Annotated in this window: 15 protein-coding genes; 8 read left to right on the top strand and 7 right to left on the bottom strand. The window is 71.2% G+C overall.

Going from position 1 to position 16,320, the window contains the following annotated elements:
• The first annotated feature begins 40 nt into the window (after positions 1-40).
• Positions 41-625: an N-acetylmuramoyl-L-alanine amidase gene (locus EAO73_RS16135; RefSeq protein WP_147972248.1), complete on the top strand. Its 585-nt coding sequence runs from the start codon at positions 41-43 to the stop codon at positions 623-625.
• A 27-nt stretch (positions 626-652) separates the two neighbouring features.
• Here EAO73_RS16135 and EAO73_RS16130 read toward each other — a convergent pair whose 3' ends face one another.
• Complete coding sequence (locus tag EAO73_RS16130) at positions 653-1,210, bottom strand: helix-turn-helix domain-containing protein (protein WP_147972247.1); 558 nt, start codon at positions 1,208-1,210, stop codon at positions 653-655.
• Positions 1,211-1,323: 113 nt separating this feature from the next.
• Between EAO73_RS16130 and EAO73_RS16125 the strand changes: the two genes are divergently transcribed.
• Positions 1,324-2,553 carry a benzoate/H(+) symporter BenE family transporter gene (locus EAO73_RS16125; protein ID WP_147972246.1) on the top strand — a complete coding sequence of 410 codons (1,230 nt, stop codon included), beginning with the start codon at positions 1,324-1,326 and terminating at the stop codon, positions 2,551-2,553.
• Positions 2,554-2,636: 83 nt separating this feature from the next.
• A complete protein-coding gene (locus EAO73_RS16120; RefSeq protein WP_147972245.1) occupies positions 2,637-4,427 on the top strand; it encodes an ABC transporter ATP-binding protein in 1,791 nt (596 codons plus the stop codon).
• Positions 4,428-4,470: 43 nt separating this feature from the next.
• Here EAO73_RS16120 and manD read toward each other — a convergent pair whose 3' ends face one another.
• The gene (manD, locus tag EAO73_RS16115; RefSeq protein ID WP_147972244.1) at positions 4,471-5,685 is read right to left on the bottom strand and encodes a D-mannonate dehydratase ManD; all 1,215 of its coding nucleotides are present in this window, start codon (positions 5,683-5,685) and stop codon (positions 4,471-4,473) included.
• A gap of 81 nt (positions 5,686-5,766) precedes the next feature.
• On the opposite strand from manD, the gene EAO73_RS16110 reads away from it, so the two are divergent.
• Positions 5,767-6,969 (top strand): MFS transporter, encoded by a 1,203-nt coding sequence (locus EAO73_RS16110; protein ID WP_147972344.1) that lies wholly within the window; start codon positions 5,767-5,769, stop codon positions 6,967-6,969.
• A gap of 124 nt (positions 6,970-7,093) precedes the next feature.
• Positions 7,094-7,492 (top strand): YXWGXW repeat-containing protein, encoded by a 399-nt coding sequence (locus tag EAO73_RS16105; RefSeq protein WP_147972243.1) that lies wholly within the window; start codon positions 7,094-7,096, stop codon positions 7,490-7,492.
• A gap of 6 nt (positions 7,493-7,498) precedes the next feature.
• Here EAO73_RS16105 and EAO73_RS16100 read toward each other — a convergent pair whose 3' ends face one another.
• Positions 7,499-9,805: a glycoside hydrolase family 9 protein gene (locus EAO73_RS16100; protein ID WP_224756337.1), complete on the bottom strand. Its 2,307-nt coding sequence runs from the start codon at positions 9,803-9,805 to the stop codon at positions 7,499-7,501.
• A gap of 297 nt (positions 9,806-10,102) precedes the next feature.
• Between EAO73_RS16100 and EAO73_RS37110 the strand changes: the two genes are divergently transcribed.
• Positions 10,103-10,228 (top strand): hypothetical protein, encoded by a 126-nt coding sequence (locus EAO73_RS37110; protein WP_263576305.1) that lies wholly within the window; start codon positions 10,103-10,105, stop codon positions 10,226-10,228.
• A 25-nt stretch (positions 10,229-10,253) separates the two neighbouring features.
• On the opposite strand, the gene EAO73_RS16090 is transcribed toward EAO73_RS37110, so the two are convergent.
• Together EAO73_RS16090 and EAO73_RS35995 are read right to left on the bottom strand one after the other, a co-directional pair.
• Positions 10,254-12,089 (bottom strand): SpoIIE family protein phosphatase, encoded by a 1,836-nt coding sequence (locus EAO73_RS16090; protein WP_147972343.1) that lies wholly within the window; start codon positions 12,087-12,089, stop codon positions 10,254-10,256.
• Between the two features lie 205 nt (positions 12,090-12,294).
• Positions 12,295-12,456: a hypothetical protein gene (locus tag EAO73_RS35995; RefSeq protein ID WP_191134108.1), complete on the bottom strand. Its 162-nt coding sequence runs from the start codon at positions 12,454-12,456 to the stop codon at positions 12,295-12,297.
• 200 nt (positions 12,457-12,656) lie between these two features.
• On the opposite strand from EAO73_RS35995, the gene EAO73_RS16085 reads away from it, so the two are divergent.
• Positions 12,657-14,558, top strand: coding sequence for an ABC transporter ATP-binding protein (locus EAO73_RS16085; protein WP_147972241.1), 1,902 nt, complete (start codon positions 12,657-12,659; stop codon positions 14,556-14,558).
• A gap of 52 nt (positions 14,559-14,610) precedes the next feature.
• Here EAO73_RS16085 and EAO73_RS16080 read toward each other — a convergent pair whose 3' ends face one another.
• A complete protein-coding gene (locus tag EAO73_RS16080) occupies positions 14,611-15,420 on the bottom strand; it encodes a PepSY domain-containing protein (RefSeq protein WP_147972240.1) in 810 nt (269 codons plus the stop codon).
• Between the two features lie 202 nt (positions 15,421-15,622).
• Here EAO73_RS16080 and EAO73_RS16075 point away from each other — a divergent pair, with 202 nt between their 5' ends.
• On the top strand, positions 15,623-15,940 hold the full coding sequence (locus tag EAO73_RS16075; protein ID WP_147972239.1) for a hypothetical protein: 318 nt from the start codon (positions 15,623-15,625) through the stop codon (positions 15,938-15,940).
• Between the two features lie 54 nt (positions 15,941-15,994).
• On the opposite strand, the gene EAO73_RS16070 is transcribed toward EAO73_RS16075, so the two are convergent.
• Positions 15,995-16,189, bottom strand: coding sequence for a hypothetical protein (locus tag EAO73_RS16070; protein WP_093703508.1), 195 nt, complete (start codon positions 16,187-16,189; stop codon positions 15,995-15,997).
• Positions 16,190-16,320: the final 131 nt, after the last annotated feature.

Raw genomic sequence — 16,320 nt, 5'->3', positions numbered from 1 at the left:
CCGTATCCCCCTGCCCGCCCCACCCCCCACAGGAGTACGCATGGAACGCAGACGAATCCTCCAGGGCGCCGTGGTCGCCGCGGCCGGAGCGCTGCTCCCCGCCCCCGTCCGGGCCACCGCCGCGACGACGGCCGCGACGGACTACCCGGCGGCGCACTGGGTTCCCGCTTCGACGTCCAACTACACGGCGTCCTCCCGGCCCTCGGCGTACCCCGTCCAGTTCGTCATCATCCATGTCACCCAGGAGACGTTCTCCGAGACGGTGTCGATCTTCCAGAACCCGGCGAAGCAGGTCTCGGCGCACTACGTGGTGCGTTCGGGCGACGGTTACATCGACCAGTGCGTACGGGAGAAGGACGTCGCCTGGCACGCGGGGAACTGGGACTACAACACCCGCAGCATCGGTATCGAGCACGAGGGGTGGGTGGACCAGCCCTCGTACTTCACCAACGCCATGTACGAGCAGTCGGCGCTGCTGACGGCCAACATCTGCAACCGGTACAAGATCCCCAAGGACCGTGCCCACATTCTCGGGCACGTCGAGGTGCCGGGCACCGACCACACCGACCCCGGTCCGAACTGGGACTGGGTCCGCTACATCCGCCTGGTCAACCTGCTCGGCTGAGCGGCGCTCCGGCGGGGGCGACGGCGGTCACTTCCGCCGCTCCCCCGCCACCGGGCTGCGCACGAAGAGGATGCCCTGCACGTCACCGTCGGGCGCGCTGTAGACATGGGGTGCGTCGGCTTCCCACCGCGCCGAGTCCCCGGGCCCGACCGTGCCGAGGCCGCCGGGCAGCCCGACGACCGCGGTGCCCGCCAGCACCATCAGGCTCTCGGTCGTGCCCGGCACATGGGCCTCCGACTCCTGGACCGCACCGGCGCGAATGGTCACCCGGAACACGTCGGTGACCGCCTCCCCCTCCTCGTACCGTTCCAGCAGGACCGCCGTGACGGCGCTGCCCGAGACGCCCGGCCGGTTCTCGACGGGGGCACCGCCGGGCAGCGGGTCGCTCAGCACGGCGCTGAGGGGGCGGCCGAGGGCGGTGGTGAGGGCGTACAGGGTCTCCAGCGTGGGGTTGCGCCGGCCGCCCTCCAGCTCGGAGAGCGTGCCCTTGCCGACTCCGGAGCGCCTGGCCAGCTCCGACAGCGACACGTCCATGCCGTTCCGCAGCGCCCGCAGCCTGCGTCCGACGTCTTCGTTCAGCCCCATCGCCGCCCGCTCGCTTTCGTGGTTGACGGGCACCGGCCCGCATCTCTAGTGTTCCACATACAGAACGTTCCGTATACGGAACACCGCATCGCATTTCCGGAAGTGGCTCACTCATGTCCGCGTTGACCCGTATACGTTCGGCCGCGCCTCCCTCCGCCGTAGCCGCCGGGCTGATCGCCGTCATGGTCGGGGTCACGAGTTCGGCGGCGCTGGTGTTCACCGCCGCGAAGGCGGCGGGGGCCGACGCGCGGGAGATCTCCTCCTGGATGCTCGCGCTCGGCCTCGGCCTGGCCTGCACCTGCGCCGGCCTGTCGCTGCGGTACCGGGCGCCGGTGGTGACGGCGTGGTCGACGCCGGGCGCGGCCCTTCTGACGACGGGTCTGGCCGGGGTGTCCATGCCGCAGGCCGTCGGTGCGTTCATCTTCTCGGCGGTGCTGATCCTGGTGAGCGGTGTCACGGGGTGGTTCGCCCGGGTCATGAGCCGCATCCCCGTGCCGCTGGCCGCAGCCCTGCTCGCCGGAGTGCTGCTGCGGTTCGGCATGGGCCTGTTCAGCACCATGCACGACAGCTTCGCGGTCGCCTTCCCGATGTTCGTCGTCTATCTGCTGGGCCGCCGTCTGCAGCCGCGCTACGCAGTGCTGCTGGCCCTCGCCGTCGGGGTGGTGGCCACGCTGTTCACCGGTGGCTGGCAGCCGGACCGGGTCCAGCTCTCCCTGGCCACCCCGGTCTTCACGGCGCCCGAGTTCGACTGGAAGGTGCTCGTCAGTGTCGGGGCTCCGCTGTTCGTCGTCACCATGGCCTCGCAGAACCTGCCCGGTGTCGCCGTGCTGCGCGGTTCCGGTTACGACGTGCCGGTGTCACCGCTGATGACCTGGACCGGAGCGGCCAACGCGGTGCTGGCGCCCTTCGGCGCGTTCGGGCTCAACCTCGCCGCCATCACGGCAGCGATCTGCACGGGTGACGAGGCCCACCCCGACCGGGACAAGCGCTATCTGGCGGCGATGTGGGCCGGGTTCTTCTATCTCTGCGTGGGGCTGCTCGGGGCGACCGTCGCCTCACTCCTCACGGCCATGCCGCACGAACTCGTCCTGGCGATCGCGGGGATCGGGCTGCTCGCGACGATCGAGTCCTCGCTGGCCTCGGCGCTCGCGGAGAAGGAGTCACGCGAGGCGGCCGTGGTCACCTTCCTCGCCACCGCCTCGGGTGTGACGCTGCTGGGCATCGGCTCGGCGTTCTGGGGCCTGCTGGCCGGCCTCGTCACCAGCGCGATCGCCTCCGTGGGACGCCCCGGCCGTACCGCCCCTGCGCCGGAGGAACAGCCCCGCGAACTCCCTGTCCGCTGACGGTTTCCCAACCCCCACGCGCCCCGTGTCCTGTCCGTGGAACACGGTTGCCCCGGGCATCGGTCGCGCGGTGGGATGGTTCCATGCAGAAAGCGGTATCCCCACCCTCCGCCGAATCCCTGGCGCCCTTCGACCACCTGGACCACCGCTACCGCGGCGAACACCCGGTCCGCACGCTCGCCCTCCTCCTCCGCCCGGACCGCGGCCGTCTGGCCCTCGCCGTCGTCCTCTTCACCGTGAAGCACAGCCCCATATGGCTGCTGCCGCTGATCACCGCGACCGTGCTGGACGTGGTGGTCCAGCACGGCCCGGAGTCCGAGCTCTGGAAGGCGACCGGGCTCCTCCTGTTCATCCTCGTCCTCAACTACCCCCTGCATCAGTGGTACGTACGGTGCCTCGGCGGCAGCATCCGCCGCATGGGCATCACCCTGCGCTCGGCCCTGTGCCGCCGGATGCAGCAACTGTCCGTCGGCTACCACGCCCGGGTCAGCTCCAGCGTGCTGCAGGCCAAGGTGGTCCGCGACGTCGAAGCCGTGGAGCAGATGGTGCAGCAGAGCGCCGACATGGGGCTCGGCGCCGTCGTGACCCTGGTCGGCGGGCTCGTGGTCATCGGTCTGCGGGTGCCGTCCTTCCTGCCCGTCTTCCTGGTCGTCGTCCCCGCCGCCGGGTTCCTCGTGATGAGGCTGCGCGGCCGGCTCCGCAGCCACAACGAGTCCTTCCGCCGCGAGGTCGAGCAGTTGTCCTCCCGCGTCGGCGAGATGACCACCCTCATCCCCATCACCCGCGCCCACGGCCTGGAGCGGACCGCGCTGGGGCGCGTGGACGGCTCGCTGCGTCAGGTGTTCGCCGCCGGGCTGCGCCTGGACATGCTCAACGGCCGCTTCGGCTCACTGGCCTGGGTGCTCCTCAATACCCTCGGCGTGCTCTGCCTGACCGGGTCCGCGCTGGTCGCGTACCACGGCTGGATGCCGGTCACCGCCGGTGACGTCGTCATGCTGAGCGCCTTCTTCACCGTGCTGACCGGCTCGGTGACCACCCTTCTCGGGCTCGCCCCCATCCTCACCAAGGGGCTGGAGTCGGTGCGTTCGGCGGGCGAGGTGCTCCAGGCGCCCGACCTGGAGCACAACGCGGGCAAGGCGCAGGTGGAGCGGGTCACCGGCCGCATCGACTTCGAGGACGTGGCCTTCGCGTACGACGACGCCCCCGCCGTCGACGGGTTCACGCTGTCCGCGCGGCCGGGCGAGACGATCGCCCTGGTCGGCGCCTCGGGGGCGGGCAAGTCGACCGTCCTCAACCTCCTGATCGGGTTCATCCGGCCGACCTCCGGCCGCATCCTGCTCGACGGCACCGACATGGCCGGGCTCGACCTGCGCAGCTACCGCCGGTTCCTCTCGGTGGTGCCTCAGGAGTCGATCCTCTTCGAGGGCAGCATCCGCGACAACGTCACCTATGGTCTGGGGCACACCGACGACGCGACCCTGCTGAGCGCGCTGGAGGACGCCAACGCCATGGAGTTCGTGCGCCGCCTGCCCCAGGGCCTGGACACGGTGGTCGGTGAGCGCGGCGCCCGGCTCTCCGGCGGCCAGAAGCAGCGGCTCGCCATCGCCAGGGCGCTGATCCGCGATCCGAGAGTCCTGGTGCTCGACGAGGCGACCTCGGCGCTGGACAACCGTTCCGAGGCGCTGGTGCAGGAGGCGCTGTCCCGGCTGGTGCACGGCCGGACCGTCTTCGTGGTCGCCCACCGCCTCTCCACCATCCAGGGCGCCGACCGCATCGTGGTCATGGAGGGCGGCCGGATCGCGGAGGTCGGTACGCACGAGGAGCTGCTGGGCCGTCACGGGGTGTACGCGGGCCTCCAGCCCGCCTTCCCGTAGAACACGGAGGGGGCCCCGGACATCCCGGGGCCCCCTCCCCCGGTCACCAGTCGTGCACGGTGCCGTCGCGGAGCCGGTTGACGGGCAGATAGGTCTGCTCGTACGGGTGCGCCGCGGCGAGTTCCTCGTCGAGCTCGACACCGATGCCGGGCTCGTCTCCGGGGTGCAGGTGCCCGTCGGTGAAGGTGTACGCGTGCCGGAACACCTCCCGGGTGAGGGCGTTGTGCCCCGAGTACTCCTGGATGCCGAGGTTGTGGACGGCGAGATCGAGGTGGACGGCCGCGGCCATCCCGACCGGCGAGATGTCCTCCGGACCGTGGATGGCGCTCTTGATCTGGTACTGCGCGGCGAAGTCGAAGAGCTTGCGCAGCGGGGTGACCCCGCCGAAGTGGGTGACCGCGGAGCGCACGTAGTCGATCAGCTGCTCGGTGATCAGCGTCTGGTAGTCGTACACCGTGTTGAAGACCTCGCCGGTCGCGAGCGGCGTCGTGGTGTGCCGGCGGATCAGCCGCAGCGCCTCCTGGTTCTCGGCGGGTGTGCAGTCCTCCAGCCAGAAGGGGCGGTAGGGCTCCAGGTCCTTGCCGAGGCGGGCCGCCTGAATGGGCGTGAGCCGGTGGTGCGCGTCGTGGAGCAGCGGTATCTCCGCCCCGAACTCCGCGCGTACCGCCTCGAACACGCTGGGGGTGTGCCGCAGGTAGGCGTCCGTGTCCCAGTCCTCGACCAGGGGCCGGGTCTGCTGGTGGAGGACGCGCGCACCCTGCTCGTCGGTGGTGTGCACCCCGTAGACGGCCTTGAGGCCCGGGATGCCCGTCTGGATGCGGACGGCGGGGTAGCCCTCGGCCAGCCGCGCCCGTACGGAGTCGAGGAGTTCGGGGATGTCCCGCCCGTTGGCGTGGCCGTAGGTGGCGACGCGGTCGCGGGAGGCGCCGCCGAGCAGCTGGTAGAGCGGCAGGCCCGCGGCCTTCGCCTTGATGTCCCAGAGCGCGACGTCCACGGCGGCGATGGCCGCCATCGTGACCGGGCCGCGCCGCCAGTACGCGCCCCGGTAGAGGTACTGCCAGGTGTCCTCGATCCGGTGCGGGTCCAGACCGATGAGCAGGGGCGCCACATGGTCGGTGAGGTAGCTGACGACGGCGAGCTCCCGGCCGTTGAGCGTGGCGTCGCCGAGGCCGGTGATGCCTTCGTCCGTCGTCAGTTTCAGCGTCACGAAGTTGCGGCCGGGGCTGGTGACGACGACCTTCGCGTCGACGATCCTCATGGTGGCTCTCTTTCGGGCTGCGGCGCGCGGCAGCCCGTCGCTCCGACCGGGGGCCGCCCGCTGCATAGAGTGGCGTGCGTGATGGTGCGTGAGGATACGGGACGGGTGAACGGACGCCGGGCGGGGTATGCGGCGGCGGCCGTCGTGTTCGCCATCGGCATGGCCGGCACCACACTGCCGACCCCTTTGTACGGGCTCTACCAGAAGGAGATCGGTTTCTCCGAGCTGATGGTGACCGTGGTCTTCGCCGTGTACGCGGTCGCGGTCATCTCCGTGCTCCTGGTGGCGGGCAACTACTCGGACAAGGTGGGCCGCAGACCCGTCCTGCTGGCCGCCATGGCGCTGTCCGCCGCGAGTGCGGGCTGCTTCCTGCTGGAGAGCGGGCTGCCCCTGCTCTTCGCCGGCCGTGTGCTGTCCGGAGGCGCGGCCGGACTGCTGAGCGGCGCGGCGACGGCGGCGGTCATCGAACTGGCGGGCCCCGGGCAGCGGGCGCGTGCCGGATTCGCCGCCACGGCCGCGAACATGGGCGGCCTGGGCTGTGGCCCGCTGCTCTCGGGTGTGCTGGCCGAGTACACGCCCTGGCCGCTGTCCCTGCCGTTCTGGGTCCACCTGGGTCTGGTCGCCGTGGCGTGCCTCATCACCTGGCGGCTGGCGGAGACGGTGGCCGAGCCGCGCCGGTGGCCCCGCCTCGAACCGCAGGGTGTCAGGGTGCCCGCGGAGGTGAAGGGCGTGTTCGTACCGGCCGGGCTGGCCGCCTTCGCAGGGTTCGCGCTGCTCGGCCTGTTCACCGCGGTGGCGCCGAGCTTCGCGGCCACGACGCTGGGCGTGCACAACCTGGCGGTCACAGGCGCGGTGGTGTTCTCGGTGTTCTGCGCCTCGACGATCGGGCAGTCGCTGGCTCCGCGTATCGGGGCGCGTCGTGCGCTGCCCATCGGGTGCGCCGTGCTGATCGTGGGGCTCGTGCTGGTGGCGTCGTCGTTGCTCGCGAAGTCGCTGCCGCTGCTCGTGCTCGGCGCGGTGTGCGGAGGCATCGGGCAGGGGCTCGCGTTCCGGGCCGCCCTCACCCTGGTCGGCGAGGCCGCTCCCGCCGAGCACCGGGGCGGCACCATCTCGGCGTTCTTCGTCGTCGCGTACACGGGGATCTCCGTGCCCGTGGTGGGCGTGGGCGCGCTGGCCACGGCGGTGGGACTGCGCGATGCCGGGCTGGTCTTCACCGGGTGCGTGATCCTGCTGGCGGCGGTCTCGGGAACGTACGCGGCGCTCAGGACACCGACCCGTTCGTGACCGCCGGAGCGTGACCCATTCGGGCGTAAGGGCCACATTCCCCCATTCGGGCTATATTTATGTCTTCGCGACTTTGTCTTCGCAGGGCTCGGGGGTCCGCTCCGATACGAGGAAGGTGTGTCCGATGACCGCTTCCATCCGAGTCCGCCGCCTGCTGGCCGGCGCCGCCGCGACCGGTCTGCTCGCCGGCGGGGCCGCCCTGGGCACCGCCGGGGCTGCCGAAGCCGCCCCGGCCCCGGCCGCAGCGTCCGCCGTCACCACCCACCACCACGACCACTGCACCTGGCAGCCGGGCCACTGGCAGAAGCAGTGGGTCAAGGGCCACTGGGCGAAGCACTGGGTCAAGGGCCATTACGCCGACCAGAAGGTGTGGCACCCCGGGCACTACGACCGGCACGGCCACTGGCAGCCCGGCCACTGGACCCACCACCCCCAGTGGGTCAAGGGTCACTGGACCAAGGTCCACGTCCCCGGCCACTGGGACACCCACTGGGTGAAGGGGCACTGGAGCTGCCACCGCTGAGCGGACTCAGCCGCAGTCCTTCCCGTTGAGCGTGAAGGAGTGTGGGGCCGCGCCCGGCGCGCCGTTCGCCTGGAAGCCGAACGAGGCACTGCCGCCCGCCGGGACGGAGCCGTTGTGGCCGGCGTTCTTGACGGTGACCCGGGTGCCGCTCTGCGTGGCGGTCGCGTTCCAGGCGTTGCTGACGCTCTCGGCGCCCTGGAAGTCGAAGGCCAGCTGCCAGCCGTCGAGCGGGGTCGGCCCCGTGTTCTTCACCGTCACGTCGGCGGTGAAACCGCTGCCCCACGCCTGGCTGACCCGGTAGGTGACGTCACAGGCCCCCGGTTCGGGAGCGGGCGTGTCCGTCGGGTCGGGCGTCGGGGACGGCTCGGGGGTCGTCGTCGGGGCGGGAGTGGTCGCCGGGTCGGAGTCCGTGCCGTCCGGTGCGCTCCCCCACTGCGGCGCCGAGCCCTCCAGGAGGACCATGTGCGGGGCGTCGACCGGCGTGCCGCCCGGGGTCGTCGCCGTAGACGGGTAGGACCAGTCGTTCGACGGGTCCCAGGCACCGGCCGAGCTGATCCGGAACTGCACCTCCTTGCGGTACGCGGACTGGCCGGCCGGCGCGATGTCCGTACCGGAGCAGTCCACCGTCGCGTAGTAGACGTCACCCGTCAGATGCGTCGGGCCCGTCACCTCGCCGCACTGGTTGTAGTTGGTGGTGAAACCGATGTCGCCGGGTGCGACGCCCGGCTCCAGCGTGAAGTAGTAGCGCATCGAGGCGTCGGTGAGGGCGCGGGCGGGCCACGCGGAACGGTTGATCAGGTACGCCTTGATCTCGGTGAAGTTCGCCCCGGCCGCGTTCACCGACGCCTGGACGGACATCTCCGGCCCGTCCGGCTCCTCCGGCTGCGGGAAGCCGGCGAGCGGGCTCCCCCCGTACTCGGCGTAGAGCCGGGCCAGCGCCCCGGTGAAGGCGGCGTTGTAGTCGGTCGCGACCTCGTTGTTGACGTAGTTGCCGCGGTCGTCGGTGTACGTGTCGTCGGGTGCGCTCGGACCGCCCACCAGCGCCCCGTACAGCGTGTGCCGTGTCTCCACCGGGTTGGTCATCTGGTCGGTCCACGAGCCGTGGGCCGTGCGGTGGTGCGGCTTGGTCGGCGGGTTCTCGCCGAAGCCGACGACATAGCTGGACCCGCGCGGGTTGTCGCCGAGCGCGTAGTCGATCTGACGGACCGCGAAGTCGTGGTAGCGAGCCTTGCGGATGGCGTCACCGGTCAGCCAGTCGGAATAACTCAGCGCGGCGAAGGCGGTGTTCGCGGCGTACCTGAGGGAGCCCCAGCTGTCCAGCACAGCCTGGCCGCCGGGTGAGTACGGCACCCGCTGCCCGTTGACGCCGACCGTCCACCAGTCCAGCCAGCGGTTCGCGTCGTCGATGTACTTCTGCTTGCCCGTCAGCTGGGCGAGCAGCACGTAGGCCCCGTAGGAGGTGTCGTCCCAGGAGAGCGTCCAGCGGTAGGAGCGGGTGGTGGTCTGCGGCTCGGTGGAGAGATTGTCGTAGTACGACTCGGCCTTGGCGAGGTACGAGGTGTCGCCCGTCGCCTTGTACAGCCAGATGGCACCCCAGACGAGCTCGTCGTTGTACCCGCTCCAGGAGTTGTAGTAGCTCTGCGCGTCGGTGATGCAGTCGCTGTACTTGCCCCGGTAGGTGTCGGCGAAGGTGTACAGCTGCTTCGCGTGGGTGATGAGCTTCGCCGCGTACGCCGGGTCGCTGTCGGAGAACACCATCGAGGAGGAGGCCAGGGCCGCGGCCGTCTGGCCCGCCAGGTCGCTTCCGGGGCAGGAGGTATCGATCTTGTACGCCGGGCGCTTCATCGGCATCACCTCGGCGGGGCCCCACCACTTGTGGTCGTCGCCGCCGTTGCCGACCTGGCCGTACAGCACATCGGGCGAGGGGTGGGCCTTCAGGAGGTAGTCGTCCACGAAGCGCAGGTTGTTCCGCAGGTAGGGAAGCTGGCCCGACGCCTCGTAAGCCGCCCTCTGCTCTGTACCGCCCCAGGCGAGCATCGTCGCCGAGTAGGCCATGGGGAGGCCGAACTTCACATGGTCCCCGGCGTCGTACCAGCCGCCCGTCAGGTCCAGGCCGGCGTCCTTGCCGTCGTCCAGTGCGGAGTCACCGCGCCAGGAGACGCGGTTGGTGTCGGGCAGCTTCCCGGACTGCTGGGCCTCGTAGAAGAGGACGGACTTCTGCAGCGCCTCGCCGTAATCGAACGCGGGGGCGGCCGCGGCTCCGGCCGGCAGGGACAGCGGGACCAGCAGGCCGGCGCCGACGGCGAGTGCCAACGCGACGGCTGCTACGGGACCTGGCCTTCGGGACCGCCTTCGCAGGGCGGTGAGGATGAGCGAGCGCAACGGACTTTCCCTTCGTCACGTCGGTGGGGATGCCGGGTGTGTGCGGGGGTGCGTGCGTGACCCCCGGAAGCATGGGAGCGCTCCCAAAGGCGTTGCTCATGAAGCCAGTTCCCGGGAGAGCTGTCAACGGTTGCGGCACAGGCTCTTCAGCGCGATGTCCACCCGTAAACGCCGTATCAGCCACCCGTTCGGGTGGCCCCGCGCGCGGACACGCGCAATCCCGCGGCCTTGGCGGGCGGGTACGCGATCGAGGGCTTCCGCGACCTCACGGAGCTGATCACCCTGGTGACCGCCATCGGCACCGGGCTGCTCCTGGGCGCGGTCCTGGCGCAGCGGCCGGGCGACAGCGCCTGACCCTCCGGGCCGGTCGCCCCCGCTCTCAGATGCTCGGCGCGTCCACGCCGTCGGCCGGGGCCGCCTCGTTGAGCGCGAACCAGGCGGTCTTCCCCTCGGGCTCGGGCCGTACGCCCCACTGGTCGGCGAGGATGTCCAGCAGGAGCAGTCCGCGGCCCGAGGAGGCGAGTTCGCCCGGGGTCCGCTGATGGGGCAGTTCGTCGCCCCGGTCCATGACCTCGACGAGCAGCCGGCGGGTGCCGGTCTCACCGGAGACCGTGGCGTTCAGGGCGCCGTCCTGGTCGGTGTGCACGAGGACGTTGCCGAGGAGTTCGGTGGCCAGGAGCACCGCCGTGTCGACCTGGTCCGGGCGCGCCCAGTCGTGCAGCAGCGCCTTAAGTTCGGCGCGGGCCTCGGCCAGGCCCTCGCCCTGGTCCTGGCCCACGGTCAGCATCAGCCGGCGCTGGCTGACCTCGGCGCGGGCGTGAATGGCGTCGCGGCGCAGGAGCAGCAGGGCGATGTCGTCGCCGTCGCGTGCGACGGCGTCCTCGCGGGCGTCCGGACCGGGGCTGAGGACGGCCGCCATGAGCCGGTCGGCGATGCCCTCCAGGTCATCGGTGGGGCCGGGCGAGAACGCGTCGCGCACCCGCACCCAGCCGGTGTACATGTCGTGGCCGCCGTTCTCGATGAAGCCGTCGGTGCAGAGCATGAGGATCTCGCCCTCGTGCAGGCGCACGGTGTCGACGGGATAGTCCTCCTCGCCGGGCATCAGTCCGAGCGGCAGCCCGCCGCTGACGTGCTTGAGCATGCAGGTGCCGTCCGGCATCCGCAGGACGGGGTGCGGGTGTCCCGCGCGCGCGATGTGCAGGTCGCCGGTGGACGGGTCGGCCTCGATGTAGAGGCAGGTCGCGAAACGGTCCTCGTCGAGGGTGGTCAGGAAGCGGGAGGCCCGTGCCAGCACGGCGTCCGGGCCGTGCCCCTCGGCGGCGTACGCGTGCACGGCGGTGCGCAGCTGGGCCATGAGCCCCGCGGCGTGCACGTCGTGCCCCTGGACGTCGCCGATGACGACGGCCATCCGCCCGTTCGGGAGGTCGATGCTGTCGTACCAGTCCCCGCCGACCATGAGGCCGCCGCCGGTGGGCACGTAGCGGGTGGCGACGGTCAGGCCGGTCGGGGCGGCGCCCGCGGTGTGCATGCTGCGGCGCAGGCCCCGGGACAGTTCCAGCTCGGCGCGACTGGCGCGGGCCCGTTCGAGCACCTGGACGATCATGCGTCCGGTCACGGTGAGCAGGGCGCGCTCGCTGGCCGTGAAGTCCATCCCCGTGCGGAAGGCGGCCAGCCAGACCCCGACGACCCGGCCGGCGGTCACCAACGGCAGGAAGGCCCATGACTCGCGTCCCTTGCGGGCGGACATGTGCCAGGTGGCCGGGAAGCGGCGCTGGTACTCGTCCGTGGAGCCGAGGTAGACGGCGCGCCCGGTCCGGGCCACCTCCGCGGCCGGGTAGCCGGTGTTCATGGGCATCCTGAATCCGCGGCCCGCGCCGCCGGGCCGGAATCCGTACTGGCCGAGCGCCGTGAGGTTGCCGTCGGCGACGCCGAAGACGCACTGGCCGTCCAGCGGGAAGTCCGGGGCGTACAGGCCGGCGACGAGCCGCAGGGCCTCGTCGAGGGTGTCGGCGGCGGCCACCGCGTGTCCGGCCGAGAGCAGCAGGGAGTCCCGGCGCCGGGACTCTTCCGGTGTGCCGGCGGACCGGGTCCCGTTCTCCGGTCCCGGGGGCACCGCGGGGTCGTGGCCGGGCGCCTGCATCCGGTTCAGCGCTTCGATCTGGTCCAGCTCGGCCTCGAACGCGTCGGTCGGTGGCTCATGCCGTTCACCACCCATCCGGCTTCCCTTCGTCCCGAAGTCGTCGGCGACTGTTCGTTCCATGCTCCGACGGGAGAGCCGGGTCCGCAGTGCGAGACGTCACCGAAAAGCCGCCCGGGTGTGCCGGACGAGGGAGGGGGCGGGCCGTCCGCGCGGGCCGGTCCGGGGTCACCGGAGGCTCGGCGGGCGGTCGGGCGCAGGCCCCGGCAGAGGACCTCGGGGATTACCGGTAAGCCGCCGACCTGCGGATATCGCTGAAGTCCACGGCCAGGTCGGCCTCGCGCATGGTCTCTTCAGCCACCCGGCGCACCTCGGCCATCACATCGCCGTGCTCCTCCACGAGACCGGCGTAGATCGGTGCTTCGGAACTGTCTGTGAAACTCACGTCGAACTGCCTCAATCGGTCGTGTCTGCCGTCGTCCGGCCGGAAACAGGGGCCGATTCTACGCAGGTCCGACTCCGGGCCCGCACGGGGCCCGGAGTTTGACCTCAAGTTCGCTTGAGCTTCTAGCGTTCTGTTCCGCGCCCCGATCCCGTACCGGCCGTCGGGGGCCGTACCGATCCGTCCTGCCCGGGAGGCACCGCATGAGCATGGAAGTCACCGCCTGGTCGTCGCTGCAGAGCGCGATCCACGCACAGGCGGACCGCAGACCGTTCTCCCGGGCCACCTTGCGCCGGATCGCCTCCTTCGCCCGGCCGCGCCGCCGGCAGCTCTACAGGTTCCTGCTCCTCAGCGTGGTCACGGCGATGCTGGCCGTGGCGACACCGATGCTGGCGGGCCGGGTGGTCGACACGATCGTGCAGGGGAAGGAGAGCGGCACCGTCGTCCGTCTCGCCCTGCTGATCGCGGTGATCGCCGTGGCGGAGGCCGGTCTCGGGCTGCTGATCCGGCTGCTGTCGGCGACGCTCGGCGAGGGCCTGATCCTGGACCTGCGCACCGCGGTGTTCGACCACGTGCAGCGGATGCCGGTCGCCTTCTTCACCCGGACCCGCACCGGGGCGCTGGTGAGCCGGCTCAACAACGACGTCATCGGTGCGCAGCGGGCGTTCAGCAACACCCTGTCCGGGGTGGTCTCCAACGTGGTGACGCTGTTGCTGACACTCGCGGTGATGCTGACCATCTCCTGGCGGATCACCCTGCTCGCCCTGGCGCTGCTCCCGGTGTTCGTGGTGCCGGCCCGCCGGATGGGCTCGCGCATGGCCCGCATGCAGCGCGAGGCGGCCGCGCACAACGCGGCGATGAGCACACAGATGACGGAGCGGTTCTCGGCGCCCGGCGCCACCCTGGTCAAGCTCTTCGGCCGGCCAGCCGACGAGTCCGCCGAGTTCGCGGCGCGGGCCGGGCGGGTACGGGACATCGGCATCCGTACGGCGATGGCGCAGTCCACGTTCATCACGGCGCTGACCCTGGTCTCCGCGCTGGCCTTGGCTCTCGTCTACGGGCTGGGTGGCTTCTACGCGTTGCGCGGCAGCCTGGAGCCGGGCGCGGTGGTGACGCTGGCTCTGCTGCTCACCCGGCTCTACGCCCCGCTCACGGCCCTGGCCGGCGCCCGGGTCGAGGTGATGAGCGCGCTGGTGAGCTTCGAGCGGGTCTTCGAGATCCTGGACCTGAATCCGCTGATCGCGGAGAAGCCGGACGCCCGCACGGTGCCGGAGGGTCCGGTGTCCGTGGAGTTCGACGGGGTCTCCTTCGGCTACCCGTCCGCCGACAAGGTCTCCCTGGCCTCGCTGGAGGAGGTCGCGACGCTGGACTCCCGGGGCGGTACGCGCGTGCTGCACGGCGTCTCCTTCCGGGCCGAGCCCGGCCGGATGGTCGCCCTGGTCGGATCGTCGGGCGCCGGCAAGTCGACGATCGCCCAACTGCTGCCCCGGCTCTACGACACCGACGAGGGAGCGGTCCGGCTGAACGGCATCGACGTACGCGATCTGACCGCCGAGTCGATCCGTGACACGCTCGGCATGGTCACCCAGGACGGCCACCTCTTCCACGAATCGGTGCGCGCCAACCTCCTGCTGGCCAGGCCGGGCGCATCCGAGGACGAGATCTGGGACGCGCTGCGGCGCTCCCGTCTCGACGGCCTGGTGGCCTCGCTGCCCGACGGGCTCGACACGGTCGTGGGCGAGCGCGGCTACCGCCTCTCCGGCGGTGAACGCCAGCGGCTGACCATCGCCCGGCTGCTCCTCGCCCGGCAGCGCGTGGTCATCCTGGACGAGGCGACCGCGCACCTCGACTCCACCTCGGAGGCTGTCGTGCAGGAGGCCCTGGCCGAGGCGCTGGAGGGGCGCACCGCCGTGGTGATCGCGCACCGGCTGTCGACGGTGCGGGCCGCCGATCTGATCCTGGTCGTCGAGGAGGGCCGGGTGGTGGAGCGGGGCACGCACACCGAACTGCTGGCGGTGGGCGGGCGGTACGAGGAGCTGTACCGGACGCAGTTCTCCGCACCGGACGCGCCGGAGGGGCGGCAGGAGTCCGTGCGGTCCGCCTGACGCGGGCGACCCCCGGTCCGTACGGACCGGGGGTCGCCGGGAGCGGGGCCGCTCAGTCGCTGTCGGTCTCCTGATGGGTGACCGAGCCGTTGGACGCGTCGATGTCGAAGGTCGTCTTCTTCCAGTCCTTGGTGACGACATCGGTCTTCCAGACGAGGACGTCCTTGTCGTTGTCGTCCAGGTCGAGGGAGGTCACCGTGCCCTTCTGCTTCGCCAAAGCGGCCTTCGCGGCCTGCTGCGGCGTCTGCTTGGCATCCGTCAGCCGCTTGGCCGTCTTGGCCTTGCCGGCGGTGTCCTGGCCGGACTCCTCGGCGGAGCTGATGACCTTGCCGGAGACGGCGTCGATGTGCACCTTGCTCTTCGTGCCGGTCTTGGTGGCGACGGTCGCGACCCACTGCGGCGCGGAGCCGGGCGTGGGGCTGCCGGTCGGCGAGGGGCTGCCGGTGGGGGAAGGGCTGCCCGTCGGCGAGGGGCTGGGGCTCGCGCTCTCGTCGTCGGCCGCGTCCTCGGCGCTCTTGAGTTCGAGCTCGATGACCTTGCTGTTCTTCACCGCACCCTCGGCCGTGGTGATGGCCGTGTCGTAGGTGACCTTGGTGGCGGAGATCAGCTCCTTGCGTTCCTTCTGGTCCTCGGTCATCTGGCCGGGCGAGGCGCTCTCGCTCCCGGTGGGGGACGGACTCTTCGTCGCCTCGGGCACGGCGCGGGCGGCCTCCGAGGTCTTCGTGGCCGTGGAGGTGCTGCCGCTGTCCTGGCCGCAGCCGGTCAGCAGGGCCGCGCTGATCGCGACGCAGGCGACTCCCGCCGCGCGCAGGCGGTGGGCACGGAGGAATCCGGTGTTCTTGGAGCGGGAATCATGTGTCATGCCCGCATGCTTAACCGGCGCGCGGCTCCGGCATGTGGACCGACCGGGCAGTGTCACCCGATCGACCGCGATCCCGCCCCGGCCCGCGCGGCGGGACGGGGAATCCGGGGAATGTGTGTACGGCGGGCGAAGATGCGACGACAGTCCGAATTCCCTGCTCACGCGGCTCGCGATCCGGCCGCTTTGGTGCGAGCCTGAAAGCATGACTTGGGCGTCCTGGACAACACGCGGAGTGTATTCGGGGCACGGCGGCGTGCTCACCGAAGAGGTCGGGCCGCTGTCCGGTGACCTGACCGTCCACACCACTTGGGCCGAGGGCACGGCGCAGGTCACCGTGCAGTACACCGACGCGGCCGACTGGTTCACCATGGCGGGCAGCCCCGTGCCCTGTCCGTCGGAGGAAGCGAGCCGTGCGCTGCACGCGGCCGCCGTGGAGGCGGTACGGCAGGGCTCCGCGGCCACGGTTCCCCAATCGCTGCCCGGCCCCGAACACGCCGCGGGCGAAGCCGCCGCCGAGTGACACGGGCCCCTTCCCGTACGGGCCCGGTCACCGAACAGGCCTGCGCGCGGGCGGTCAGGGCCTGATGCTGCTCACCACGTCGGCGGTGGCCATGATGCCGTCCTGGATGGTGGGGGCCATGCTCGTGCCGGCCAGGAAGAATCCGAGCAGTCCGCACACCAGCGCGTGGGAGATCTTCAGTCCTCCGTTGCGGAGGAAGATCACCGCGAGAATCAGCAGAAGCAGCACCACTGAGATCGAAATAGCCATGGCCACCCTCCTCCGCCGCGCCCGATGTGCGGCATTCGGCGTCAGTGTGGCGTAGCCCGGCGGCCGTCCGGCGCATCGGCGTGTGCGCCAAACGGGTAGGCCTTGAGTCGAACCCCGTGAAGCGGGGAACG

Origin of the sequence: Streptomyces sp. col6, assembly GCF_008042035.1 — a bacterium.
In the GTDB taxonomy this organism is placed as follows: domain Bacteria; phylum Actinomycetota; class Actinomycetes; order Streptomycetales; family Streptomycetaceae; genus Streptomyces.
The sequence above is the reverse complement of the archived record's forward strand: the minus strand, read 5'-3'. Positions and strand labels throughout refer to the sequence as shown.

Coding starts and splice junctions, on each gene's coding strand:
- EAO73_RS16135 (WP_147972248.1), top strand. CDS start 41: ATGGAACGCAGACGAATCCTCCAGGGCGCCGTGGTCGCCGCGGCCGGA.
- EAO73_RS16130 (WP_147972247.1), bottom strand. CDS start 1,210: ATGGGGCTGAACGAAGACGTCGGACGCAGGCTGCGGGCGCTGCGGAAC.
- EAO73_RS16125 (WP_147972246.1), top strand. CDS start 1,324: ATGTCCGCGTTGACCCGTATACGTTCGGCCGCGCCTCCCTCCGCCGTA.
- EAO73_RS16120 (WP_147972245.1), top strand. CDS start 2,637: ATGCAGAAAGCGGTATCCCCACCCTCCGCCGAATCCCTGGCGCCCTTC.
- manD (WP_147972244.1), bottom strand. CDS start 5,685: ATGAGGATCGTCGACGCGAAGGTCGTCGTCACCAGCCCCGGCCGCAAC.
- EAO73_RS16110 (WP_147972344.1), top strand. CDS start 5,767: ATGGTGCGTGAGGATACGGGACGGGTGAACGGACGCCGGGCGGGGTAT.
- EAO73_RS16105 (WP_147972243.1), top strand. CDS start 7,094: ATGACCGCTTCCATCCGAGTCCGCCGCCTGCTGGCCGGCGCCGCCGCG.
- EAO73_RS16090 (WP_147972343.1), bottom strand. CDS start 12,089: ATGGGTGGTGAACGGCATGAGCCACCGACCGACGCGTTCGAGGCCGAG.
- EAO73_RS16085 (WP_147972241.1), top strand. CDS start 12,657: ATGAGCATGGAAGTCACCGCCTGGTCGTCGCTGCAGAGCGCGATCCAC.
- EAO73_RS16080 (WP_147972240.1), bottom strand. CDS start 15,420: ATGACACATGATTCCCGCTCCAAGAACACCGGATTCCTCCGTGCCCAC.
- EAO73_RS16075 (WP_147972239.1), top strand. CDS start 15,623: ATGACTTGGGCGTCCTGGACAACACGCGGAGTGTATTCGGGGCACGGC.
- EAO73_RS16070 (WP_093703508.1), bottom strand. CDS start 16,189: ATGGCTATTTCGATCTCAGTGGTGCTGCTTCTGCTGATTCTCGCGGTG.